The 23,600-nt window shown below is 72.8% G+C and carries 19 protein-coding genes; 9 read left to right on the forward strand and 10 right to left on the reverse strand.

The annotated features are described in order from the left end of the window. Positions 1-47 precede the first annotated feature (47 nt). Positions 48-1,139, forward strand: coding sequence for an NAD(P)-binding domain-containing protein (locus ACFWBY_RS18945; protein ID WP_385339732.1), 1,092 nt, complete (start codon positions 48-50; stop codon positions 1,137-1,139). On the opposite strand, the gene mltG is transcribed toward ACFWBY_RS18945, so the two are convergent. Continuing rightward, complete coding sequence (gene mltG / locus ACFWBY_RS18950) at positions 1,136-1,981, reverse strand: endolytic transglycosylase MltG (RefSeq protein ID WP_385339643.1); 846 nt, start codon at positions 1,979-1,981, stop codon at positions 1,136-1,138. The genes ACFWBY_RS18945 and mltG overlap by 4 nt on opposite strands. A 63-nt stretch (positions 1,982-2,044) precedes the next feature. Next, positions 2,045-4,039: an ABC transporter ATP-binding protein gene (locus tag ACFWBY_RS18955; RefSeq protein ID WP_385339646.1), complete on the reverse strand. Its 1,995-nt coding sequence runs from the start codon at positions 4,037-4,039 to the stop codon at positions 2,045-2,047. A 107-nt stretch (positions 4,040-4,146) separates the two neighbouring features. On the opposite strand from ACFWBY_RS18955, the gene ACFWBY_RS18960 reads away from it, so the two are divergent. The 4 genes from ACFWBY_RS18960 (at position 4,147) to ACFWBY_RS18975 (ending at position 11,360) form a co-directional block, all read left to right on the forward strand. Beyond that, positions 4,147-4,608 carry a MarR family winged helix-turn-helix transcriptional regulator gene (locus ACFWBY_RS18960; RefSeq protein ID WP_385339649.1) on the forward strand — a complete coding sequence of 154 codons (462 nt, stop codon included), beginning with the start codon at positions 4,147-4,149 and terminating at the stop codon, positions 4,606-4,608. Between the two features lie 105 nt (positions 4,609-4,713). Further along, positions 4,714-7,650, forward strand: coding sequence for an FAD-binding and (Fe-S)-binding domain-containing protein (locus ACFWBY_RS18965; protein ID WP_385339652.1), 2,937 nt, complete (start codon positions 4,714-4,716; stop codon positions 7,648-7,650). A 108-nt stretch (positions 7,651-7,758) separates the two neighbouring features. Next, positions 7,759-9,582 carry an ABC transporter ATP-binding protein gene (locus ACFWBY_RS18970; protein WP_385339655.1) on the forward strand — a complete coding sequence of 608 codons (1,824 nt, stop codon included), beginning with the start codon at positions 7,759-7,761 and terminating at the stop codon, positions 9,580-9,582. Beyond that, positions 9,579-11,360: an ABC transporter ATP-binding protein gene (locus ACFWBY_RS18975; protein WP_385339657.1), complete on the forward strand. Its 1,782-nt coding sequence runs from the start codon at positions 9,579-9,581 to the stop codon at positions 11,358-11,360. Before ACFWBY_RS18970 ends, ACFWBY_RS18975 begins: the two co-directional genes overlap by 4 nt. Before the next feature lie 131 nt (positions 11,361-11,491). On the opposite strand, the gene ACFWBY_RS18980 is transcribed toward ACFWBY_RS18975, so the two are convergent. Continuing rightward, positions 11,492-12,283 (reverse strand): metal-dependent hydrolase, encoded by a 792-nt coding sequence (locus tag ACFWBY_RS18980; protein WP_385339660.1) that lies wholly within the window; start codon positions 12,281-12,283, stop codon positions 11,492-11,494. 144 nt (positions 12,284-12,427) lie between these two features. Between ACFWBY_RS18980 and ACFWBY_RS18985 the strand changes: the two genes are divergently transcribed. The 3 genes from ACFWBY_RS18985 to ACFWBY_RS18995 all read left to right on the forward strand — a co-directional run bounded on the left by ACFWBY_RS18985 (position 12,428) and on the right by ACFWBY_RS18995 (position 16,378). Then, positions 12,428-14,950: a DEAD/DEAH box helicase gene (locus tag ACFWBY_RS18985; RefSeq protein WP_385339663.1), complete on the forward strand. Its 2,523-nt coding sequence runs from the start codon at positions 12,428-12,430 to the stop codon at positions 14,948-14,950. Between the two features lie 88 nt (positions 14,951-15,038). After that, positions 15,039-15,944, forward strand: coding sequence for an acyl-CoA thioesterase (locus ACFWBY_RS18990; protein WP_385339666.1), 906 nt, complete (start codon positions 15,039-15,041; stop codon positions 15,942-15,944). A gap of 32 nt (positions 15,945-15,976) precedes the next feature. Continuing rightward, entirely contained in the window at positions 15,977-16,378 is a 402-nt protein-coding gene (locus ACFWBY_RS18995; RefSeq protein WP_385339668.1) for a YchJ family protein, read from the forward strand. Here ACFWBY_RS18995 and ACFWBY_RS19000 read toward each other — a convergent pair. Beyond that, positions 16,342-17,304 (reverse strand): DUF6397 family protein, encoded by a 963-nt coding sequence (locus ACFWBY_RS19000; protein ID WP_385339671.1) that lies wholly within the window; start codon positions 17,302-17,304, stop codon positions 16,342-16,344. The genes ACFWBY_RS18995 and ACFWBY_RS19000 overlap by 37 nt on opposite strands. Positions 17,305-17,401: 97 nt before the next feature. Next, a complete protein-coding gene (locus tag ACFWBY_RS19005; protein ID WP_385339674.1) occupies positions 17,402-17,800 on the reverse strand; it encodes a roadblock/LC7 domain-containing protein in 399 nt (132 codons plus the stop codon). 106 nt (positions 17,801-17,906) lie between these two features. Here ACFWBY_RS19005 and ACFWBY_RS19010 point away from each other — a divergent pair, with 106 nt between their 5' ends. Continuing rightward, positions 17,907-18,344 (forward strand): PPOX class F420-dependent oxidoreductase, encoded by a 438-nt coding sequence (locus ACFWBY_RS19010; protein WP_385339677.1) that lies wholly within the window; start codon positions 17,907-17,909, stop codon positions 18,342-18,344. A gap of 19 nt (positions 18,345-18,363) precedes the next feature. Here the strand turns inward: ACFWBY_RS19010 and ACFWBY_RS19015 are convergent, their stop codons facing one another. From ACFWBY_RS19015 to ACFWBY_RS19035, 5 genes are all read right to left on the reverse strand, one after another. Next, a complete protein-coding gene (locus tag ACFWBY_RS19015) occupies positions 18,364-19,002 on the reverse strand; it encodes an ATP/GTP-binding protein (protein WP_385339678.1) in 639 nt (212 codons plus the stop codon). Continuing rightward, positions 19,002-19,328, reverse strand: coding sequence for a DUF742 domain-containing protein (locus ACFWBY_RS19020; RefSeq protein WP_385339735.1), 327 nt, complete (start codon positions 19,326-19,328; stop codon positions 19,002-19,004). The genes ACFWBY_RS19015 and ACFWBY_RS19020 overlap by 1 nt, the downstream gene beginning before the upstream one ends. A 71-nt stretch (positions 19,329-19,399) precedes the next feature. Beyond that, the gene (locus ACFWBY_RS19025; RefSeq protein ID WP_385339680.1) at positions 19,400-19,843 is read right to left on the reverse strand and encodes a roadblock/LC7 domain-containing protein; all 444 of its coding nucleotides are present in this window, start codon (positions 19,841-19,843) and stop codon (positions 19,400-19,402) included. Continuing rightward, a complete protein-coding gene (locus ACFWBY_RS19030; protein ID WP_385339682.1) occupies positions 19,843-22,539 on the reverse strand; it encodes a nitrate- and nitrite sensing domain-containing protein in 2,697 nt (898 codons plus the stop codon). Before ACFWBY_RS19030 ends, ACFWBY_RS19025 begins: the two co-directional genes overlap by 1 nt. Before the next feature lie 118 nt (positions 22,540-22,657). Beyond that, a complete protein-coding gene (locus ACFWBY_RS19035) occupies positions 22,658-23,479 on the reverse strand; it encodes an MHYT domain-containing protein (RefSeq protein WP_385339685.1) in 822 nt (273 codons plus the stop codon). Positions 23,480-23,600 lie beyond the last annotated feature (121 nt).

Raw genomic sequence — 23,600 nt, forward strand, 5'->3', positions numbered from 1 at the left:
GCCGGACGGACGTGCGGCCGGACGGAGCGACGGCCGGACGGACGGACGTGGACGTGGTGGTCGTGGGCGCCGGGCAGGCGGGTCTGTCCAGCGCCCACCACCTGGCGCGGGCCGGCATCGCCCACGTGGTCCTGGACCACACCTCCCGCCCGGGTGGCGCCTGGCAGTTCCGCTGGCCCTCGCTCACCTACGGCAAGGTCCACGGCATGCACGCGCTGCCCGGCATGGAGCTCACCGGAGCCGATCCGCTGCGGCCGTCCGCCGAGGTGATCAGCGAGTATTTCGCCGCCTACGAGGACCGCTTCGGCCTGCACGTGCGCCGCCCCGTGGACGTCACGGCCGTACGCGACGGGGCGGACGGGCGCCTGCTGGTGGAATCCGGGTCCGGCACCTGGTCGGCGCGGGCGCTGATCAACGCCACGGGGACCTGGGACCGGCCCTTCTGGCCGCGCTACCCAGGACAGGAGACCTTTCGGGGCCGCCAGCTGCACACGGCGGACTACCCCGGGCCGGGCGCGTTCTCCGGAGCCCGGATCATCGTGGTGGGCGGTGGCACCTCGGCGGTGCAGCACCTCCTGGAGTTGGCCGAGGTCGCGGAGCAGACCACCTGGGTCACCCGTCGGCCCCCCTCGTTCCGCGACGGAGGCTTCGGCGAGGCCGAGGGCCGCGCGGCGGTGGCCCTGGTGGAGGACCGCGTACGGCGGGGGCTGCCCCCGCAGAGCGTGGTCAGCGTCACCGGGCTGCCGCTGAACGAGGCCGTCCGCGCCGGACTCGCGTCGGGGGTGCTCGAGCGGCTGCCCGTGTTCGAGCGCCTCACGGCCACCGGGGCCGCCTGGGCGGACGGGCGACGGGTGGACGCGGACGTGATCCTGTGGGCCACCGGCTTCCGCCCGGCCATCGACCACCTGGCTCCGCTGCGCCTGCGGGAACCGGGCGGCGGCATCCGGCTCGACGGCACCCGAGCGGTCCGCGACGAGCGGGTCCACCTCGTGGGCTACGGGCCTTCGGCGTCGACCATCGGCGCCAACCGCGCGGGCGGCGCCGCGGTCCGCGAGATCCACCGCCTCCTCACCCGCACTCCGTCGGGCGTCCGCGCATCCGTCGGCGCGGGCGTCGGCGCGGGCGTCGGGTCGCCCTAGGTCTTGCGGGCAGCCGCGTCCGCCCGGAGGCGGTTGAACTCGGCCACGTGCCGTTTGTGTTCCTCGTACGTCGCCGAGAAGCGGGTGTCCCCTCGCTTGACGGTGACGAAGTAGAGCCAGTCGCCGGGCGTCGGCGCGACCGCCGCCGTCATGGCCTCCAGGCCGGGGCTGTCGATCGGCGTGGGCGGAAGGCCCTGGCGTTCGTACGTGTTGAAGGGGCTGTCGATCTTCGTCTCGCTCAGCTTGGTGTCCACCGTGGTGCGGTTCAGCGCGTAGTTGATGGTGGAGTCCATCTGGAGCGGCATCGATTTCGCCAGCCGGTTGTGCACCACCCGGGCCACCTTGCCCATGTCGGCGCGGGTGTCGGCCTCCGCCTCGATGATGCTGGCGAGGGTGGCCGTCTGGTACGGGGTCATCCCGTGGGCGCGGCCGCCGTCGGAGACGGCTTTGGTGGCGAGCTTCTGGTTGGCCGTCTCGACCATGTAGGTCAGCAGCGCGGCCGGGGTGCTCTGGGGGGTCACCGGATAGGTGGCCGGGAAGAGGTACCCCTCCGGATTGCCCTTCGCCTCGGCGGGCAGCGGCAGGGCGGCCGTCGCGACGGCCGCCTTGGCGGAGCCGGGCGGGAGTTTCAGCTCGCGGTCGATGGCGGCGTAGACCTGCGAGGCCCGCCAGCCTTCGGGGATCAGCAACCGGCGCGGTTTCTCGGGCGCTTCCTGGCGCGGCTGCAGGGTCATCAGGACGGCTGCCCCGAGGCCGAGGAGCATGACGAAGAAGAGCGCCAGCCGGCCCCGGCGGGTGAGCCGGGAACGGCGCGGTGTCGGCGGCCGGTTCTCATGACGCATACGGGAACGCTAACCCGCGAAGCATCATATTTCTGACATCCGGCCCGTGCGCCGGTCATACGATCACACATTCACCGGGGTCGGTCCGGTCCCGCGCAGCGTCTCGGGCTCGAGGCCCCCTGACGTACGACCGCCGACTTCGAGGCCCTCCGATGTGAGGCCCTCCGACCTGAGCGCGGCCTCCGGATCGAGCGCGGGTTCCGGCTTGAGCGCGGTTTCCGGATCGAGCGCCGGTTCCGGCTTGAGCGCCGTCTCCCGGTCCCGCCGCACGAGGGCCGCGTACCGGCCGCCGGCCTCCAGCAGCTCCTCATGGGTCCCGCGCTCGGCGATCCGGCCCGCGTCGAGCACCACGATCTGGTCGGCGTCGCGCACGGTGGAGAGCCGGTGGGCGATGGTGATGGTGGTACGCCCCTGGGAGAGGTTGTCGATGGCGCGCTGCACGGCGTGCTCCGTACGGGTGTCCAGGGCACTGGTGGCCTCGTCGAGGATCAGCACCGGCGGGTCGCGGAGGATGGTGCGCGCGATGGCCAGGCGCTGCTTCTCGCCCCCGGAGAACCGGTATCCGCGCTCGCCCACCAGGGTGTCGTACCCGTCGGGCAGGGAGGCGATGTGCTCGTGGATCTGGGCGGCGCGGGCCGCCTCCTCTATCTCCTCGTCGGTGGCGTCCGGCTTGGCGAAGCGCAGGTTGTCGGCCACGGAGGCGTGGAAGAGGTAGGTCTCCTGGCTGACCACGCCGATGGAGCGGGCCAGCGAGTCGAAGTCGAGGTCGCGCACGTCAACGCCGTCGAGGGCGACCCGGCCGCCGGTGACGTCGTAGAGCCGGGGCACGAGATAGCTCAGCGTGCTCTTGCCGGAGCCGGTCGGGCCGACCACGGCGAGGGAGCCGCCCGCGGGGACGGTGATGTCGATGCCCGTCAGAGTGGGGCCGCTCTTGGCGTCGTACTCGAAGTGCACGTCCTCGAGCCGGACCTCTCCCTTCGCGCGGTCGAGGCGGACGGGCTCCTCGCGCTCGGTGATGTCCACCGGCAGGTCGAGGTACTCGAAGATGCGGGCGAACAGCGCGAGGGAGGTCTGTATCTGAACGCCGGTGGACAGGAGGCTCACGGCGGGCCGGAACAGGCCCTGCTGCAAGGAGACGAAGGCGACGAGCGTGCCGACGGAGAGGGAGGGTGCGCCGGTCTGCAGGGCCACGCCCGCCGCCCAGTAGACGATCGCCGGCATGGCGGCCATGACGATGCCGATGGTGGACATACGCCAGCGCCCGGCCATGCTGGAGCGCACTTCGAGATCGACGAGTTGCTCGGATTCCTCGGCGAAGGACTTGGTGAGCGAGTCGGCGCGGCCCATCGTGCGGCCGAGCAGGATGCCGCTGACCGACAGGGATTCGGTCACCGTGGCGGCCATGGTGGCCATCTGCTTCTGGCGCTGCGCGGTGATCTTCTTGCGCTCGCGGCCGACCCGGCGGCTGATCCACACGAAGACGGGCAGCAGGAGCAGCGAGACGATCGTGAGCCGCCAGTCGAGCGCGAGCATCGCGACGACGGAGGCTATGACAGCCGTGGCGTTGGAGACGAGGGAGGTGGCCGTGGACGTGACCGTGGCCTGCATGCCGCCGATGTCGTTGGCGATGCGGGACTGCACCTCACCGGTGCGCGTGCGGGTGAAGAAGGCCAGCGGCATCCGCTGGAGCTGTGCGTAGACGGCGGTGCGCAGGTCGTGCATGACCCGCTGGCCGACCGTGGTGGATATCAGGGTCTGGAGCACGCCGAAGACGCTGGTGACGACGGCGGTGACGATCATGCCGAGGGCGAGCAGGCTGAGCAGCCCGGTGCGTCCCTGCGGGATCGCGACGTCGAGGATCGCCTTGAGCAGGAACGGCGAAGCGACGCCGACCAGCGAGGACGCGGCGACCAGCAGGCCGACGACGGCGAGACGGCCGCGGTAGGGCCGGAAGAGGCCGACGATGCGGCGCAGCTCCCGCGGCCGCTCGGCCGGCGAAGGGCCCCTGGGGTCCAGGGATTCCTTCGATGGGGTCCACTCGGGTTCTTTCGGGCGCATGGGCCTCCTTCATGACAGCGGACGAGACTCGCATGAGCATAGCTCATTGTTACCTATACTCACAATGAATCTGGTCCTGCTACTGTTCCCATTATGAGGACCGCATCATGAGCACCGCTTCCGAGACCGACAGCACCGACGGCATCCTGGCCGAGCAGCTGCTGCGCCTGACGCGGCGCCTCCACCGCATTCAGAAACGCCACCTGGAGCCGCTCGGGATCACCCCGGCCCAGTCCCGCCTGCTGCGGACGGTCGCCCACCTCTCCGCCGGGCAGCCGCCCCGGATGGCCGACCTCGCCACCCGCCTGGAGGTCGTGCCCCGTGCCGTGACCACGCTGGTCGACGGGCTGGAGGGCGCCGACTGCGTGCGCCGCGTGCCCGACCCCGCGAACCGGCGCGTCATAAGGATCGAGCTCACCGACACCGGCCGCGCCACGCTGCGCCGGCTGCGCAACGCGCGGACCGGCGCCGCGGAGGAGATCCTGGCCCCATTGACCGCCGATCAGCGCGAGGTGCTCGGCGGTCTGCTGAACGCCCTGGCGGACGCCCCGGCGGAGCCGGGCTGCTGACCGGGCACAGGGCCGGCCGCGAGAAGGCGGGCACTGCGCCGAACGGGTGAGCACGCCGGGTCAGCGCGAGTCCGAGCCCGGCCGAGCCCGTCGAAGGGGACGCACATGCCGTTGCTGGAACCGAAGCCCGGGGCCCTGCGCCCGCGCGGCACCAGCGGTCCCGCCCCCGACCGGGTGCCCGACCGCCGGGCAGGGGGGACCCCCGAGCCGCTGCGCCGGGAGCTGGCCGAGCTGCTCGGCGCCGACAAAGTGCTGTGGAAGGTCTCCGACCTCGTCCGCTACGCCTCGGACGCCTCCCCGTACCGGTTCGTGCCCCAGGTCGTCGTGATCGCCGAGGACATCGACGACGTCTCCGCCGTCCTCTCCTACGCCCACGGCAGGCAGCGCGAGGTCGTCTTCCGCGCCGCCGGGACCTCGCTCAACGGCCAGGCCCAGGGCGAGGACATCCTGGTCGACGTCCGCCGCCACTGGACCGGCGTCGAAGTGCTGGACGGGGGCCTCCGCGCCAGGATCCGGCCCGGCACCACCGTCCTGCGCGCCAATGCCGCGCTCGCCCGTCACGGCCGCGTGCTCGGCCCCGACCCGGCCAGTGCCATCGCCTGCACCCTCGGCGGGGTCGTCGCGAACAACGCCTCCGGCATGACGGCGGGGACCACGAGGAACTCGTACCGCACCCTGTCCTCGCTCACGTTCGTGCTGCCGAGCGGGACCGTCGTCGACACCGCCGACCCGCTCGCCGACGAGGAGCTGGCGCGGGCCGAGCCCGCCCTGTGCCACGGCCTCCTGGAGATCAAGAAGGAGATCGAGGCCGACCCCGAGCTCGCCGCCCGCATCCGGGCCAAGTACGAGATCAAGAACACCACCGGCTACCGCCTCGACGCCTACCTCGACGGCAACACCCCCGTGGAGATCCTGCGCGGACTGATGGTCGGCTCCGAGGGCACGCTCGGCTTCATCTCCGAGGTCGTCTTCGACACCCTGGCGCTGGACCGCGAGCTGACGAGCGGGCTCCTCTTCTTCCCCTCGCTGCCCGCCGCGGCCGCCGCCGTGCCGCTCTTCAACGCGGCGGGGGCGCTGGCCGTCGAGCTGATGGACGGCAACACCCTGCGCGCCTCGGTGAGCGTCGCCGGCGTTCCCGCCGACTGGGCCGGGCTGCCCCGGCGGACCACCGCCCTCCTGGTGGAGTTCCGGGCCCCGGACGAGGCCGGCCGCGCGGAGTACGAGCGGCGCGCCGCCGACGTGGTCGCCGGGTTGGACCTGGTGGCGCCGGTGGCCTCGGTGACCAATGCCTTCACCCGCGACCCGAGGACCATCTCCGGCTTCTGGAAGGCCCGCAAGGCCTTCGTCACGGCCGTCGGCGGCGCCCGCGCCCCCGGCACCACCCTGATCACCGAGGACTTCGCGGTCCCCCCGTCCCGGCTCGCCGAGGCCTGCGAGGCACTCCTCGCACTGCAGGCGGAGCACGGGTTCGACGCCGCCGTCGCCGGCCACGCCGCCCACGGCAACCTGCACTTCCTGCTCGCCTTCGACGCCGCCGAGCCCGCCGACGTCGCACGGTACGCCGCCTTCATGGAAGCCTTCTGCCGGCTCACCGTGGAGCGCTTCGACGGCTCCCTGAAGGCCGAGCACTCCACCGGCCGCAACATGGCCCCCTTCCTGGAACTGGAGTGGGGTCCCCGGGCCACCGAACTGATGTGGCGCACCAAGCGGATCATCGACCCGGACCTCGTGCTCGCCCCGCGGATCCTCCTCGACCGCGACCCGCAGGCACACCTGCGCGGCCTGAAGACCATCCCGCGGGTGGAGGCGGTCGCCGACCCGTGCATCGAGTGCGGTTTTTGCGAACCGACGTGCCCCAGCCAGGACCTGACGACCACTCCGCGCCAGCGGATCGTGCTGCGCCGCGAGATGACGCGCCAGCAGCCCGGCTCCCCCGTGCTGGACGGGCTCCTCGACGCCTACGGCTACGACGCCGTGGACACCTGCGCGGGCGACTCCACCTGCAAGCTCGCCTGCCCCGTCGGCATCGACACCGGCGCCCTCATGAGGGACTTCCGCCACCGTCGGCACAGCCCGCGCGAGGAGCGCGCCGCCGCGCTGGCCGCCCGGCGGTTCCGGACGGTCGAAGCCGCCGCCCGGCTCGCCGTGGCCGCCGCCGACAAGATCACCGACAGGGTCGGGGACCGGGTGCTCCAGGCCGTGACAGGGGTCGCGCGCAGGGCCGTACGACCGGACCTGGTCCCGCAGTGGCTGCCGCAGATCCCCGGCGCCGCGGCCCGCGAGCTGCCCGCGACCCGGCGCGTGGGCGCCGCCGCCGTGTACTACCCGGCCTGCGTCAACCGGATCTTCGGCGGACCCCACGGCATGAGCGGCCCCTCCCTGCCGGAAGCCGTCGTGGCCGTGTCGGAGCGGGCCGGGAAGCCGGTGTGGATCCCCGGGGACGTGACCGGCACCTGCTGCGCGACGATCTGGCACTCCAAGGGGTACGACGCCGGCAACCGCTTGATGGCCAACCGCATCGTGGCGGCCGCGTGGGGCTGGACGGCCGGCGGGCGGCTCCCGCTCGTGGTCGACGCCTCCTCCTGCACCCTCGGCATCGCGCACGAGGTGGTCCCCTTCCTGACCGACGACAACCGGGCGCTCCACGCCGGGCTGCGGATCGTCGACTCCGTCGTCTGGGCGGCCGAAGAGCTACTGGCGCACCTGGAGATCCGGCGGACGGTCGGCTCGGCGGTGCTCCATCCCACCTGCTCGACGGGCCACTTGGACGACGAGGCGCAACTGCGTGCCGTGGCCGGGGCCTGCGCGGACGAGGTGGTCGTCCCGGACGACGCCGGGTGCTGCGCCTTCGCGGGCGACCGCGGGATGCTGCACCCGGAGCTGACGGAGTCGGCGACGGCGCGCGAGGCGGCCGAGGTGACGGCGCGGGAGTTCGACGCGCACCTCTCGGCGAACCGGATGTGCGAGGTCGCCATGGAACGGGCCACCGGCCGCGGCTACTACTCCGCCCTGCTGGAACTGGAGCGCGCCACCCGCCCCTGAACCCCCGGGTGCCCGCACGGCTTCGGCGGATGGAAAATCAATTGCCCTCGACCGGTCCGGAACGCGAACCTTGCACGGTTTGAACCACTCGACCAGTCATGGGGCGTCATGCAGATCAGCGATCTTCCGTATCCGGACCCAGGGGTACCCGACGCTCGCTCCGGCCCCCGCTTCCTCTGGTGGCTGGGGCGGGGCCAACTCGGCGGACAGGCCAAAAGCCTGTGCTGGGGGCTCCTCCACTTCGGCGGCGTGGCAGGACTGCCGTACGCCGTGGGCCTGGGCGTCGACGCGGTCGTGGACCGCGACGGCGCCCGCCTGTTGTGGGTCGGCGGCCTGATCGCGCTGCTCGGTGCCGCGATCTCCCTCGGCGAGGCGATGCTGCACCGGACCGCCGTCACCAACTGGATCACCGCCGCCGCGCGGGTCCAGCAGCTGCTCGCCCGCAAGACCGCCGAACTGGGCTCGGCCCTGACCCAGCGGGTCGCCGCGGGCGAGGTGGTGGCGGTGTCCACGGGCGACGTGGAGAAGATCGGCTGGTTCGTCGAGGCGGTCTCCCGCTTCGCCGCCGCCGCTCTCACCCTGGTCATCGGCTGCGTCGTCCTGCTCTTCTACGCGCCCACGATCGGCGTGGTCGTGGCCGTCGGCATGCCGGTGCTCGCGCTGGCCGTACTGCCGCTGCTGCCGCGCGCCACGCAGCGCGCCGACATCCAGCGGGAGAAGGCGGGCCGGGCCACCGAGTTGGCTTCCGACACCGTGGCGGGCCTGCGGGTGCTGCGCGGCATCGGCGGCGAGGAGCTCTTCCTCGGCCGCTACCGCGAGGCCTCGCAGGAGGTCCGCGAGGCGGCCGTGCGCAGCGCCCGGATGTGGGCGCTGATCTCCGCGATCCAGGTACTGCTGCCGGGCACGCTCCTGATCACGGTGGTCTGGTACGGCTCCACCCTGGTGCTCGACGGCCGGCTGGCGGTCGGTGAACTCGTCGCGGCCTTCAGTGCGGTGGCGACCATGCTCTATCCGCTGCGGCACTTCGAGGAGATCGCGATGGCGTACTCCTTCTCGCGCCCCTCCGCCAAGCGGGCCGCCCGGGTGCTGTCGCTGACGCGGACGAACGCGGACGCGCCAGAGGGCTCCGGCGCGCCGGTGTCGGCCGTGGCGCAGGCCCCCGCCCCGGGCGGCGACCTGTACGACCCCGAGACGGGAGTGCTCGCCCCCGCGGGCCGGTTCACCGCCGTGGTCTGCGGTGACCCCGACCTGGCGGGCCGGCTCGCGGAGCGCCTGGGAGGGCATCCGATGGACGCCGCGGCCGGGCCCTCCGTCCTGCTGGGCGGGGTCGCGCTGGACGAACTCGCGCTGGACACGGCGCGCACGCTGGTCCTCGTACAGGACAAGGACCCGATCCTGCTGTCCGGGACGCTGCGGGAGCTGTTCGACGTACCGGCTTCAGGCTCGGTCACCCCCGCGGAGGCGCTCGGGGCGGCCCAGTGCGCGGACGTACTGGACGCCCTGCTGCAGTCCGCCCCGGACGGGGTGGGCGACCCGATGGACGCCCGGATCACCGAGCGCGGCCGGTCGCTGTCCGGCGGTCAGCGCCAACGGCTCGCGCTGGCCCGATCCCTGGTCACCGACCCGGAGGTGCTCGTGCTGGACGAGCCGACCTCAGCCGTCGACTCGCACACCGAGGCGCGCGTCGCCGAGGGGATCGCGGCCCTGCGCACCGGACGCACGACGGTGGTGCTGGCGTCCTCGCCGCTGCTGCTGGACCGCGCCGACCGCGTCATCCTCGTCCACGAGGGCGCGGTGGCGGCGAGCGGCACGCACCGCGAGCTGCTGCACGGCGATCCGCGCTACCGCGCTGTCGTCACCCGCGAGACCGAGGACGAACAGCGGCTCTCGCGACTCGAATCCGTACTGACAGAGATCGAGGAATCCGCATGATCGGCGTGGCGCCGCCGCAATACGATCCGGCGGCCCCCGAAACGGCCGCGACCCTGCCCGTGGGCACGTCACAGACCGTACGGGGCTACGTGCGCGGCCTGTTCCGCCGCCACCGGCGGGCCTTCGCCGTGCTGGTGGGGGTGAACACGGTCGCGGTCATCGCCTCCATGGTGGGCCCGTACCTGCTGGGCCAGGTGGTGGACCAGCTCACGGCGGGGGCGCGCGAGCTCCATCTGGGGCGCGTGGGACTGCTGTTCGCGCTGGCACTGGGCATCCAGACCGTGTTCGTCCGGCTGGTCCGGCTGCGCGGGGCGATGCTCGGCGAGGAGATGCTGGCCGATCTGCGCGAGGACTTCCTCGTACGGTCGGTGGGCCTGCCCCCGGGCGTTCTGGAGCGCGCCGGAACCGGCGACCTGCTCTCGCGGATCACCACCGACATCGACCGGCTGGCCAACGCGATGCGCGAGGCCGTGCCCCAGCTGGCCATCGGCGTGGTCTGGGCGAGTCTGCTCTACGGGGCGCTCGCCGTGACCGCGCCGCCGCTGGCACTGGCGGCGCTGGCGGCACTGCCGATCCTGGTGATCGGCTGCCGCTGGTACTTCAAGCGGGCGCCCCGGGCCTACCGTTCGGAGGCGGCCGGGTACGCGGCGGTGGCGGCCGTGCTCACCGAGACGGTGGACGCGGGCCGCACCATCGAGGCGCACCGCCTCGGCGCGCGCAGGATCGAGCTGTCGGAGCGGCGGATCAAGGAGTGGACCGCCTGGGAGCGCTACACGCTGTTCCTGAGGACGGTCCTGTTCCCGGTGGTCAGCGTCTCGTACGTGACGATCCTCGGCTCCGTGCTGATGATCGGCGGGTACTGCGTGCTCCAGGGCTGGATGTCGTTGGGGCAGCTGACCACGGGCGCGCTGCTCGCGCAGATGATGGTCGACCCGATCGGCCTGGTCCTTCGCTGGTACGACGAGCTGCAGGTCGCACAGGTCTCGCTGGCCCGGCTGGTGGGCGTGCGGGAGATCGAGCCGGACGCGGGCGACGCGGGCGTCGCCCCGGACGGCCGGGACGTCCGGGCGGACCAGGTGCACTTCGGCTACCGCGAGGGCGTCGACGTGCTGCACCAGGTCTCGATGTCCGTTCCGCCGGGCACCCGGATGGCCCTGGTCGGGCCCTCGGGCGCGGGCAAGTCCACGCTGGGCCGACTGCTCGCGGGCATCTACGCGCCCCGGACCGGCGAGATCACGCTCGGCGGGGCGAGGCTGTCGCGGATGTCGGCCGAGCGGGTGCGCGAGCACGTGGCCCTGGTCAATCAGGAGCACCACGTGTTCGTGGGCTCGCTGCGCGACAATCTGCGCCTCGCGCGTACGCAGGCCGGTGACGACGAGCTGTGGGCGGCGCTCGGCGCGGTCGACGCGCAGGACTGGGCGCGGGCGCTGGACGCCGGTCTGGACACCGAGGTCGGCTCGGGATCCGCGGCGCTGACGCCGGCGCAGGCACAGCAGATCGCGCTGGCCCGGCTCGTACTGGCGGACCCGCACACGCTGGTACTGGACGAGGCCACCTCGCTGCTGGACCCGCGCGCGGCCCGGCACTTGGAGCGCTCGCTGGCCAGGGTGCTGGAGGGCCGCACGGTGATCGCGATCGCGCACCGGCTGCACACCGCGCACGACGCGGATGTGATCGCGGTGGTCGAGGGCGGCCGGATCAGCGAGCTCGGCTCGCACGACGCCCTGGTCGCGGCCGACGGCGCGTACGCCGCCCTGTGGCGCTCCTGGCACGGGTGACGCGCACGCACGTAAGCCGTACGAGGGCCCCGTGTCCCCCTGCGGAGGGCGCGGGGCCCTCGTCGTCCACCGGCCGGTCCGCTGCGGCCCGGCCCGGCGGCCCGGGCGCGGCAAGTTCCGAAAGAGACGGCCTAGAAGAACCCGAGGGCCGAGGCCCCGCCGACGCCGCCGAGCAGCATGAACACCGGCATGAGGACCTTGAGCTCGACCCAGCTGCCCGCGCGGAAGCGCATCAGCTTGGGCGGGCCGATCGGGTACCAGCGCTTGCCCCGGATGGGCAGGGGCCACAGGATCGGGCAGCCGGAGACGGTCAGGGCGTCGCCGATGTCGTGGACCAGGGCGCCGAGCACGACCGGCAGGCCGAGCCACAGGTACTCCTGGCCGGTTCCGGTGAAGAGCCAGCCGGCGCCGTTGCCGGGCTGGTCGAGCACGCCGGCCAGGATCCAGGCGCTGGTCGCGCCGAGCAGCCAGACCAGAACGTCGCTGGACATGCGGGCGGCCCGCCACAGCAGGCCTTCGACGGCGAGGACCAGATGGACGAAGAGGATGGCGAGCACGCCCCACCGGTCGGCGGTGACGGCGATCGCGGAGGAGCCGGCGCCGATCAGGACGGCCCAGACCCAGGTGTGCGTCAGGGTGCGGTGGCCCCCGGTGCGGCGCGCGTCGCGCGGGGCCCGCGTGGCCTTGTAGACGCCGTAGGAGATCTTGTCGACCACCTCGCACAGGCCCCGGGAGAGCGGGCCGAAGGCCCGGGAGATCGTCGCCGACTTGTGGTCGAGGTCGGGAGCGAGGGCGGCTCCGGCGCAGATGAGCGCGCCGACGACGAGGACGGGCCAGGGCATCGGGTGCCCGGCGGCGGCGGCCGCCGCGCCCACCCCCAGCCAGGCCGCTGCCCCCGACAGTGAGTGCGCCGGACCCATCATGGTCGTTCCCCGCCCCGGTGGTGTGCTGGCCGACCCTGTCGACGGTGTCGTTCGGGCCGCATCGACGGCACAGCGTACCGTCGATGATCTTCCGTCTTTCCGCCGGTTCCCTCATCCGGGGCGAAGCCAGGCAAGATGGGGGGTGTGACCCTCATTGATCAGCTGCCGCCGAACGCCGACCCCGATGCCCTCTTCGAGGCTTTCTCCTCGTGGGCGGAGGACCAGGGCATCACCCTGTACCCGGCTCAGGAGGAAGCGCTGATCGAGGTCGTCTCGGGTGCGAACGTGATCCTTTCCACGCCGACCGGCTCCGGCAAGAGCCTGGTCGCGGCGGGCGCGCACTTCACCGCGCTGGCCCAGGACAAGGTCACCTTCTACACCGCCCCCATCAAGGCGCTGGTCTCCGAGAAGTTCTTCGACCTCTGCAAGCTCTTCGGCACCGAGAACGTCGGCATGCTGACCGGCGACGCCTCCGTGAACGCGGACGCCCCGGTGATCTGCTGCACCGCCGAGGTGCTGGCCTCGATCGCCCTGCGCGACGGCAAGTACGCCGACATCGGCCAGGTCGTGATGGACGAGTTCCACTTCTACGCGGAGCCGGACCGCGGCTGGGCCTGGCAGATCCCGCTGCTGGAGCTGCCGCAGGCGCAGTTCGTCCTGATGTCCGCGACGCTCGGCGACATGAAGCGGTTCGAGGAGGACCTGACCCGGCGCACGGGCCGGCCCACATCGATGGTCCGCTCCGCGACCCGGCCCGTCCCGCTGTCGTACGAGTACGTCACGACGCCGATCACCGACACGATCACCGAGCTGCTGGAGACCCGGCAGGCGCCGGTCTACATCGTGCACTTCACCCAGGCGCAGGCCGTCGAGCGGGCGCAGTCGCTGATGAGCATCAACATGTGCACCCGCGAGGAGAAGGACAAGATCGCCGAGCTGATCGGCAACTTCCGCTTCACCACGAAGTTCGGCCAGAACCTCTCGCGCTACGTCCGCCACGGCATCGGCGTGCACCACGCGGGCATGCTGCCCAAGTACCGCCGCCTGGTGGAGAAGCTGGCCCAGGCCGGTCTGCTGAAGGTCATCTGCGGCACCGACACCCTCGGCGTCGGCGTCAACGTCCCGATCCGCACGGTGCTGTTCACCGCGCTGACCAAGTACGACGGCACCCGCGTCCGCACGCTGCGCGCCCGCGAGTTCCACCAGATCGCCGGCCGCGCCGGCCGGGCCGGCTTCGACACCGCCGGCTATGTGGTGGCGCAGGCTCCCGAGCACGTCATCGAGAACGAGAAGGCCCTGGCGAAGGCGGGCGACGACCCGAAGAAGCGCCGCAAGGTGGTCCGCAAGAAGGCCCCCGAGGGCTTCGTGGCCTGGTCGGACACCACCTTCGAGAAGCTCATCGCCGCCGACCCGGAGGCGCTGACCTCGCGCTTCAAGGTCACCAACATCATGCTCCTGTCGGTCATCGCGCGGCCCGGCGACGCCTTCAAGGCGATGCGCCACCTGCTCGAGGACAACCACGAGCCGCGCAAGGCACAGCTGCGCCACATCCGCCGGGCCATCGCCATCTACCGATCGCTGCTGGACGGCGGCGTCGTCGAGAAGCTCGACACTCCCGACGCCGAGGGCCGCACGATCCGCCTCACCGTCGACCTCCAGCAGGACTTCGCGCTGAACCAGCCGCTGTCCACCTTCGCGCTCGCCTCCTTCGACCTGCTGGACCCGGAGTCCCCTTCCTACGCCCTGGACATGGTCTCGGTCGTCGAGTCCACGCTGGACGACCCGCGCCAGATCCTCGCCGCCCAGCAGAACAAGGAACGCGGCACGGCCGTGGGCGCGATGAAGGCCGACGGTGTCGAGTACGAGGAGAGGATGGAGCGGCTCCAGGGCATCACCTATCCCAAGCCCCTCGAAGAGCTGCTCCTGCACGCCTACGACGTGTACAGCAAGAGCCACCCGTGGGTCCGCGACCACCCGGTGTCCCCTAAGTCGATCATCCGTGACATGTACGAACGCGCGATGACCTTCACGGAGTTCACGTCGTACTACGAACTCGCCCGTACCGAGGGCATCGTGCTGCGCTATCTGGCGAGCGCCTTCAAGGCGCTGGACCACACCATCCCCGACGACCTCAAGTCCGAGGACCTCGAGGACCTGATCGCCTGGCTCGGCGAGCTGGTCCGCCAGGTCGACTCCAGCCTGCTCGACGAGTGGGAGCAGCTGGCGAACCCGGAGGTGGAGACGGCGGAGCAGGCCCAGGAGAAGGCCGACCAGGTCAAGCCGGTCACCGCGAACGCCCGCGCCTTCCGCGTCCTGGTCCGCAACGCCATGTTCCGCCGGGTGGAGCTGGCCGCCCTCGACCACGTCAACGTGCTGGGAGAGCTGGACGGCGACTCCGGCTGGGACGCCGACGCCTGGGGCGACGCCATGGACGGCTACTGGGACGAGTACGACGATCTGGGCACCGGCCCCGACGCGCGCGGCCCCAAGCTGCTCCAGATCGAAGAGGACGCGGCGCACGGCCTGTGGCGCGTCCGCCAGACCTTCGCCGACCCCAACGGGGACCATGGCTGGGGCATCAGCGCCGAGGTCGACCTCGCCGCCTCCGACGAGGAGGCCCGGGCCGTCATCCGCGTCACCTCGGTGGGCGAGCTCGGGCAGCTCTGACCGTCCCCGGGCCTCGTCCGAGCGGGGGCCCCGCCAGCAACCGACCGGCGCCACCGCGGCCGCCGGCCCCGACAGTGGAGATCCTCTGATGACGAACCCCGCCGAGAAGCTGGTCGATCTGCTCGATCTGGAGCAGATCGAGGTCAACATCTTCCGGGGCGCGAGCCCCCAGGAGTCCCTCCAGCGCGTCTTCGGCGGCCAGGTCGCCGGCCAGGCACTGGTGGCGGCCGGCCGCACCACGGAGAGCGACCGGCCCGTCCACTCCCTCCACGCGTACTTCCTGCGCCCCGGTATCCCGGGGGTGCCGATCGTGTACCAGGTGGAGCGGGTGCGCGACGGGCGCTCCTTCACCACGCGCCGGGTCACCGCGGTCCAGCAGGGCAAGACCATCTTCAATCTGACCGCCTCCTTCCATCACCCGGAGGAGGGCAGCATCGAACACCAGCTGCCTCCCCGCCTCGATTTCCCCCACCCGGACACGCTCCCGAAGGTCGTGGACGAGATCCGCGAACACCTGGGCGCGCTGCCGGAGGCGCTGGAGCGGATGGCCCGCCGCCAGCCCTTCGACATCCGTTACGTCGACCGGCTCCGTTGGACCCCCGAGGAACTCAAGGACGCCGATCCGCGCAGCGCGGTGTGGATGCGCGCCGTCGGCCCGCTCGGCGACGACCCGCTCGTGCACACCTGCGCGCTCACCTACGCCAGTGACATGACACTCCTCGACGCCGTGCGCATCCCCGTCGAACCCCTGTGGGGCATGCGCGGTTTCGACATGGCCTCCCTCGACCACGCCATGTGGTTCCACCGGCCCTTCCGGACGGACGAGTGGTTCCTGTACGACCAGGAGTCGCCCATCGCCCACGGCGGCCGGGGCCTGGCCCGTGGCCGCATCTACGACCTCGAGGGCAGACTGCTGGTTTCGGTGGTCCAAGAAGGGCTCTTCCGCCCGTACGGCGCCAAGGCGGCCTTCAAGCCGGCCGTGTCACCGCAGTAGTCCCGTCCCTCCCCCGAGAACCGAGTGCGCCCATGCCCACCCCCGCCCTCCCCTGCCCCTGCGGGCTGCCCGCCGCCTACCCGGAGTGCTGCGGCCGCTTCCACTCCGGTGAGCGGCGGGCGTCCACCGCCGAGCTGCTGATGCGCTCCCGGTTCAGTGCCTTCGCCGTCGGAGACACCGCCTATCTCTTGCGGTCCTGGCACTCTTCGACCCGGCCGGGCGACCTCGACCTCGACCCCGGGCAGCGCTGGGAGCGGCTGGAGGTCCTGGCGACCGAGCGCGGCGGGATGTTCGAGACGGAGGGCGCGGTGGAGTTCCGGGCGCACTACCGCGAGGGCCGGCACCAGGGCTCCTTGCACGAGCACAGCGCCTTCTCCCGCGAGGACGGGGCCTGGGTCTACGTCGGCCCCCTCTCACCCGTCGACTTCGACTGACCTCGGGCGCCGGTCAGCGCGAACTCCAGGCTGACGCGGTACAGGCCGCTTTCCTGCGGCGGCTCCGCCCGCAGCAGCCGGGTCGCCACGGCCGCAGCCGCCGGGACCTGTGGGTGCCCGTACGGCGCGGGCGGGGCGAGCGCGGCGAGCACGATCCGCTCGGCCGGATCGGGCACGGCCTCCCGGAGGTCCTCCTCCGGCAGTACCGAGGCCAGTACGGCCGCTCGCTCCCACGGATCCGCGGTGCGGCCCAGCAGGAGCCCGACGTGGCGCTCGCGCCACTTCTCCGGGCGCAGGTCGGCCTTGGCCGCCATCAGCTCCCGGTCCGCCGGCGGCGCGCTCCCGCGGAGCATCCCGGGCTCCCGGGCAGCGAAGTCCCGTAGTTCCGCTGCCAGATAGAGCCACACCACCGCCCGGTACCGGTTGATCCGGTATGCCACCGGGGTGATGTGCCCACAGCGCGCGAGCCGGGTGAAGCGACTCGGGCCCACTCCCAGGGCCGCGGCCGCGGCCGCCGCGCCCGCCACGGTCTCCACGCGCTCGCGCAGCGCGTGCGGGAACCCCGCGGCCGAGCGGACCCGGTCGAGCTCGGTCCGGGTGAAGCGGGCGGCCCCGCCGGGGCCGGCCGGTCCGGCGCGCACGATGCCCAAATGGACGGCGCGGGCGAACTCGACCCGGCTCAGCGCCAGTTCCTCCGCGGCCTGTCCGCCACCGAGCGATCCGTCCGCGGCTTCCGTGCGCGCGACCGCAGCGTCACCCTCGGGGGCACCCGGCGGATGAGTCGGCCCCGGCTTCGCCGCGCGCTCCGCACCCACCGTCCGCACCGCTCGCCCCGTGCGTGCCGCTTGCGCCGTGCGCACCCGCTCCGCCGCCCGCACCGCCGGCGTCGCCTGTGTCATCCGCGTCAACTGCGTCGTCCCTGCCATCACGCTCTCCCCACCAGAAGTGATTACTGTGTGTGAAGACCGTAACGGAGCGCGACGACATCGCGCGGGGCCTGTGGACAACCCGCCGAACCCCAGGTCAGCCGCCCGTGATCCGCCGCTCCGCGACGCCCAGGTGTTCCCCCACCCGGTTCACGAGCAGGGTCATCTCGTACGCCACGTGCCCGATGTCGGCCTCGGCGGCGCTCAGCACGCACAGACAGCTACCCGGGCCCGCCGCCATGACGAAGAGGACGCCGTCGTCGAACTCGACCATCGTCTGGCGCACCTCACCCGCCCGGAAGTGCCGTCCCGATCCCTTCGCAAGGCTCTGCAGCCCCGCCGCCACGGCCGCCAGGTGCTCCGCGTCCTCCCGCGCCAGGCCAGCGCTCGCCCCTGTCACCAGGCCGTCGTTCGAGAGCACCACCGCGTGCCGGACCTGCTGCACCCGCCGCGTCAGATCGTCCAGCAGCCAGTCGAGCTGCTTGTCCAGCGCCATATCAAGTCCCTCCCCGTCGACGCGGCCGACACGGCCGCGCCCCACCCCGCGTAGTCGTGTCGCCAGCCTTCCCCACCAGGTGCTTTCCGGCAAGGAGGATGGACCCATGGTGAAGAAGATGACTCAAGAGGAATGGCGGGAGTTCGTCTCCCATGCCACCCGTACCGGCAAGCTCTCCACCGTCCGCGAGGACGGAAGCCCCCACATCACTCCCATCTGGTTCGTTCTCGACGGTGATTCCTTCGTGTTCACCACGGGGAAGGACACCGTCAAGGGGCGCAATCTGGCCCGCGACGGCCGGGTCGCGCTCTGTGTGGACGACGACCGGCCGCCCTTCTCCTACGTCGTCCTCCAGGGCCGCGCCGGGATCGGTGAACACGCGGACGGACCCGAGGAGATGCTCGCCTGGGCGACGAGGATCGGCGCCCGCTACATGGGCCCGGAACGCGCCGAGGCCTTCGGCCGCCGCAACGCCGTCCCCGGGGAGCTCCTCGTCCGCGTCAGCGTCGACAAGGTGGTCTCGGCAGCGGGCGTCACCGACTGAGCGCGTCCCGCAGGCCGGTTCACACGGAATCGGCCTGCGGCTCCACCGAATCCAGCAGTCGCGCCGTGTGCACCCGGCCCGCGTACTCCACCAGCCGGATCAGAACTTCCTTCCCCGAGTCCTTGTCCCGCGCGTCGCACAGCACCACCGGTGTTCCCTGGTCCAGGTCCAGCGCCCGCGACACCTCGTGAGCCCCGTACCGCGTGGCCGTGGTGAAGCAGTTCACGGCCACCACGAAGGGGATCCGCCGGTGCTCGAAGTAGTCCACCGCGGGGAAGCAGTCCTCCAGCCGCCGCGTGTCGGCGAGCACCACCGCGCCGAGCGCGCCCTGCGACAACTCGTCCCACAGGAACCAGAACCGGTCCTGCCCCGGCGTCCCGAACAGGTACAGCGACAGCCCCGACCGGATGGTGATGCGCCCGAAGTCCATGGCCACGGTCGTCGTCGTCTTCTGGTCGACGCCGCCCGTGTCGTCGACGAGCTCGCCCGCCTCGCTGAGCAGTTCCTCCGTCCGCAGCGGCCGGATCTCGCTGACCGCGCCGACCAGGGTGGTCTTGCCCACGCCGAAGCCGCCGGCCACGAGTATCTTCAGCGCGAGCGCGGTCAGTTCCTCGCCGTCCCCGGCGTCCGGCGCCGGCCCGTCGTCGTGCAGTCCCATCACAGCGCTCGCAATCCCTCGATGACTTCCCGCAGAATCCGCTCGTCCGGCAGTTGCGCGGGCGGCACCGGCCGGCTGACCTTGACGTGGCCGGCCTCCAGCAGGTCCCCGAGCAGCACCCGCACCACACCCACGGGCAGGTCCGCGTCCGCCGCGAGCTCCGCCACCGACTGGGTCTCGTCCCGGCACAAGCCGAGCAGCGCCCGGTGTTCGGGGCCCAGCAGCGACTCGGCCGCCGCGTCCGACCCCGACGGGTCGACGGCGACCAGCGCGATCAGGTCGAAGCGGACTCCGTGGGGTCCCGGCTTCGTACGCCCGCCGGTCATGGCGTACGGACGGACGAGCGGGCCCGCGTCGGCGTCGTACCACTGGCCGTTCGTGCTCAAGGCCGCCGCCCTCAACCGGCGGCCGGCGGGCGTGCCGCGAACCGGGGCGGGGTGTACAGGTGCTCGCCGACCCGCTTCACCAGCCGGGCCATCTCGTAGGCGATCAGCCCCATGTCCGCTCCGGCCCCGCTGAGCACGGCCAGGCAGGAGCCGTCACCGGCGGCGGCCACGAAGAGGAAGCCCTCGTCCATCTCCACCATCGTCTGGCGCACGCCCCCGGCGTGGAAGTGCCGGCCCGCACCCTTGGCCAGGCTGTGGAATCCGGAGGCCACGGCCGCCAGGTGTTCGGCGTCCTCACGGGTGAGTGCGCTGGAAGCGCCCACCGCCAGGCCGTCGTTGGACAGGACCACCGCGTGCCGGACCTCGCGGACGCGGACCACCAGGTCGTCCAGCAGCCAGTCCAGCTCGCCGGACCCGCGGACGCCGCCGAGGTCGGTCCTCTGATGCTCGATCATCACCGTTCTCCTTCGCCTTCGCTGCCTGCGTGAGGGGAGTTCTCGTGGGCCCCGGCCCGGGTGCCGCGCGCCCAACCCGCCCGGTACGCCGCCATCCGGTCCCGCGCCTGCTCGGGGCTGCGCCCGGGCGGATCCCCGGGCCCCCGCGCACCGGCCGGGTCCTCGGGGGCGGGTGCCTCGCGCAGCTGCGGCACCAGGCTCGCCTGGCGGACCCGGCGCGGCAGTTCGGTGACGGATCCGGACGGGCCGGACGAGGCTCCCGGCGCCGCGGCCGCCGGTCCGGGCGCCACCGCCGGGACGGGCGTACGGGGAAGGCCCTCGCCGGGTCCCCGCGGTCGCAGCGGGGCCACCGGGGCGGCGGCGCGGGGCTCCTCCCGGGCCGGGCTCCGCTCCGGGAGCGGGATCCCGCGCGCGTCGTCCCGTACGACGCTCATGGCCGGGGGCTGCGCCGGGGACCGGGGCTCTGCCCGCGTCCGGAAGTAGGCCTCGGAGTGGGCCGGAGGCTGCCCGGGAGCCGCTTCGCGGGCCTGTTCCGATTCCAGCGCGGGGGCCCGTTCCGGGGCGGCCGTGATGGCGCCCTGGAGCAGGGAGTTCGGGAGCAGCACCACGGCGGTGGTGCCGCCGTACGGTGACGTGCGCAGGTGCACTTTCACACCGTGGCGGGCGGAGAGCCGGCTGACCACGAAGAGTCCGAGCCGGTCGCTGTCGAAGAGGTCGAGCGCCTCGGACTGCTCGATGCGCCGGTTGGCCTCGTCGAGGGACGCGCGGCCCATGCCGAGCCCGCGGTCCTCCACCTCCAGGACGTAGCCGGCGCCGACGGGTTCACCGCTGACCCGCACCTTGGTGTGGGGCGGCGAGAACTGGGTGGCGTTCTCGATCAGTTCGGCGAGCAGGTGGGTGAGGTCGGCGACCGCGCCGCCGACGACGGCGGCCTCGGCGAGCTGGCGGACCTCGACGCGCGGGTAGTCCTCGATCTCGGAGACGGCGGCCCGTACGACGTTCGTCAGTGGGATCGGCATCCGCCAGGCGCGCCCCGGGGCCGCGCCCGACAGGATGATCAGACTTTCCGCGTGCCGCCGCATCCGGGTGGTGAGGTGGTCGAGACGGAAGAGGTCGCCGAGCTCGTTCGGATCGTCGGCGCGCCGCTCCATCGAGTCGAGCAGGGTGAGCTGCTTGTGCACCAGGACCTGGCTGCGCCGGGCGAGGTTGACGAAGACGCCGCTCACCCCGCTGGCCAGCTCGGCCCGTTCGACCGCGGCGCTGAGCGCGGCCCGGTGGACGGTGGCCAGCGCCTCCCCGACCTGTGCGATCTCGTCCTCGGCGGGCGGGCCCGGCGGGCTCTCGGCGGCCACGTCGACGTCCTGGCCGGCCCGCAGCCGGTCCATGGCCCGCGGGAGTTCGCGGTGCGCGATCTCCAGCGCGGTGTTGCGCAGCGAGACCAGCTCGACGACCAGGACCCGGCCGATGCGGACCGAGATGACGAGCGAGGCGGCCACGGCGGCCAGGCCCAGTACGACGGCTGCTCCGGCGGGGCTGAGCGCTCCCGTGCCGAACGGGTCGGCGCGGTCGGCGGCCTCGGTGTGGGCGGCGTTCTCGAGCTCGCGCATCGAGGCGGCGACGGAAGCGTAGGCGGCCTCCCAGCCGGCGGGTGCCACGGCGGCGCGGGGGTCCTTCGTCGCGGCGGCCTCCGCGGCCGCCCCGGCGGTGGCGGACAGCGCCCGGTCCTCGGCCCCGGTGAGCTCGGCGTAGGCGGCGCTCTTGGCCACCGCCTGCCAGGCGTCCCGCTGTGCGGCGGGCAGGTCCCGGGCGGCGGAGTCGGTCAGGGACCGGCGGGTCTCGACCGCGCCGGCCAGGCGGCGAAGCGATTCGCCGGCACGTGGCCCCGGAACCGCCAGCAGCGCGTCCTCCCGGGAGAGCTGCTCGCCCGCTCGCGCGAACTCCAGCAGGACCCGGGCGTCGGGGCCGAGTTCGGCGTCCTCGCCGCCGCCGGAGAGGGCGCCGCCGAACTCCAGCGCCGCGTCGATCACCCGGGTGTACGACTCGTAGGCGGCTTCGGGCGTCGCGCGGCGCCCGGCCACGTCCGCGCGCACCGGGCCGAGCCCTTCGGCGGCGGCGACGAAGACGCGCAGCCGCACGACGATGTCACTGCGGTATCCGCCGGAGTCGGCGACCGTGTTGCGGTCACCGAGCCGCAGAGCCCGTACGGCGGTGTCGGTGCGGCGCACCTGCTGGTCGAGGGCTTCTGCCTGGCCGGGGGCTTGGGCGGCCGCCGCCCGGCCGTCGGTGGGCTCGGCCAGCAGCCGCAGGGCCGTGCGCCGTTCTGCCTGCAGCTGGGTGATGGCGGCGGTGACCGGGACCCGCAGTTCCCGGTCGACCTGCTGGGCACGGCCGAGGCGGGCCATGTCCTGGGCCGCGTCGACGGTGGCGAAGGCCCAGAGGGCGAGCAGGGAGACCACCGGCACCATCAGCAGCGAGACGATCTTCGCGCGGACGGTGGCGGGGCGCAGTCGCAGCCGAAGCCCGCCGCCGCCGAGGCCCCCGGCGGCCGGCGCGCCCAGTGGGGCGTCGTGGTGGTGCAACGGCTCCTCGGCGGGCGGTCCGGCGTGCGCCCTGCGGCCCGTCCCCTTGCCGCGGGCGCCCGCAGGAGCGGGCGGGTGCGGCGGCGCCGCTTCCGGTGTTCTGCGGGGTCTGCGCATGGGCTCCTCGTTCCGGGCGGTGCGTACGTGCGGGGCGGTGACGGTGGCGGCGTGCGGGGAGGGGCGGGCGGCGGTGACGGCGGCCGCGGCGGGCGGCCGTGCCGCGGACCGCGCGGCCTCAGCGGGTCGGGGCCGGTGCGGGGGTGGAAGCCGCGCCCGTCCCGCCCCGACCACCCAGCCGCCGGTCGGCCGACGCGGCGGCGGAGGCCTCGCGCTCGTCCGCGGTCGGGGAGAGCGCGACGAACGCGGAGGTGATGAAGAGGTAGGAGCCGAGGCCGACGGCGAGCGGGAAGATGAACTGCATGGCGCTCGCGCCCGGCAGCGCCTGGTCCGAGGGGACGACGTTCACCGCGACGGCGAGCATTCCGGTGTAGTGCATGCTGCTGACGGCGGCGCCCATGAGGAGCGAGGCGACGGCGACGGCGACCGGGGACTTGATGTTGAGCGCGGCCCACAGGGCAGCGGTGGCGGCGACCACGGCGATGGCGATGGAGAGCCCGACCGTCAACGGCTCGTAGGAGACCGAGCCGTGCAGGCGAAGGGCGGCCATGCCCAGGTAGTGCATGCTGGCGACGCCGAGGCCGGTGGTGAGGCCGCCGAGGACCAGGGCGCGGCCGCGGTCCTTGCCGTAGCCCACGGCGAAGACTCCGGCGCCGACGACGGTCATGGCGACGAGGAGACTGAGGATGGTCAGCGGCACGTTGTAGTGGATCTCGGTCCCGTTGACGTGGAAGCCGAGCATCGCGACGAAGTGCATCGTCCAGATGCCGGTCCCGATGGCCGAGGCCGCCGTGAGGAGCCAGTTACGGCGCGAGGCTCCGGTCGGGGCGGCGAGTGCGCGAACGGTGCAGCGCAGCCCGAGGGCGGCGCCGATGGAAGCCATCACGTATGACAGCGCGGGGGTAAGCCAGCCATAGGCGGCGTGGTCCAGGTGTCCCATGGCCACGGGACGCTAGTGCGGGTGAGGGCGCGAACAAGGGGAGCATTTCGAAAGCCACTGGAACTGCTGGAATATGACAGAGATACCTTCATCTCCGATCACCCCGCGTACCACCTTGCAC

The organism is Streptomyces sp. NPDC060049, from assembly GCF_042736715.1.
Taxonomy (GTDB): Bacteria; Actinomycetota; Actinomycetes; order Streptomycetales; family Streptomycetaceae; genus Streptomyces.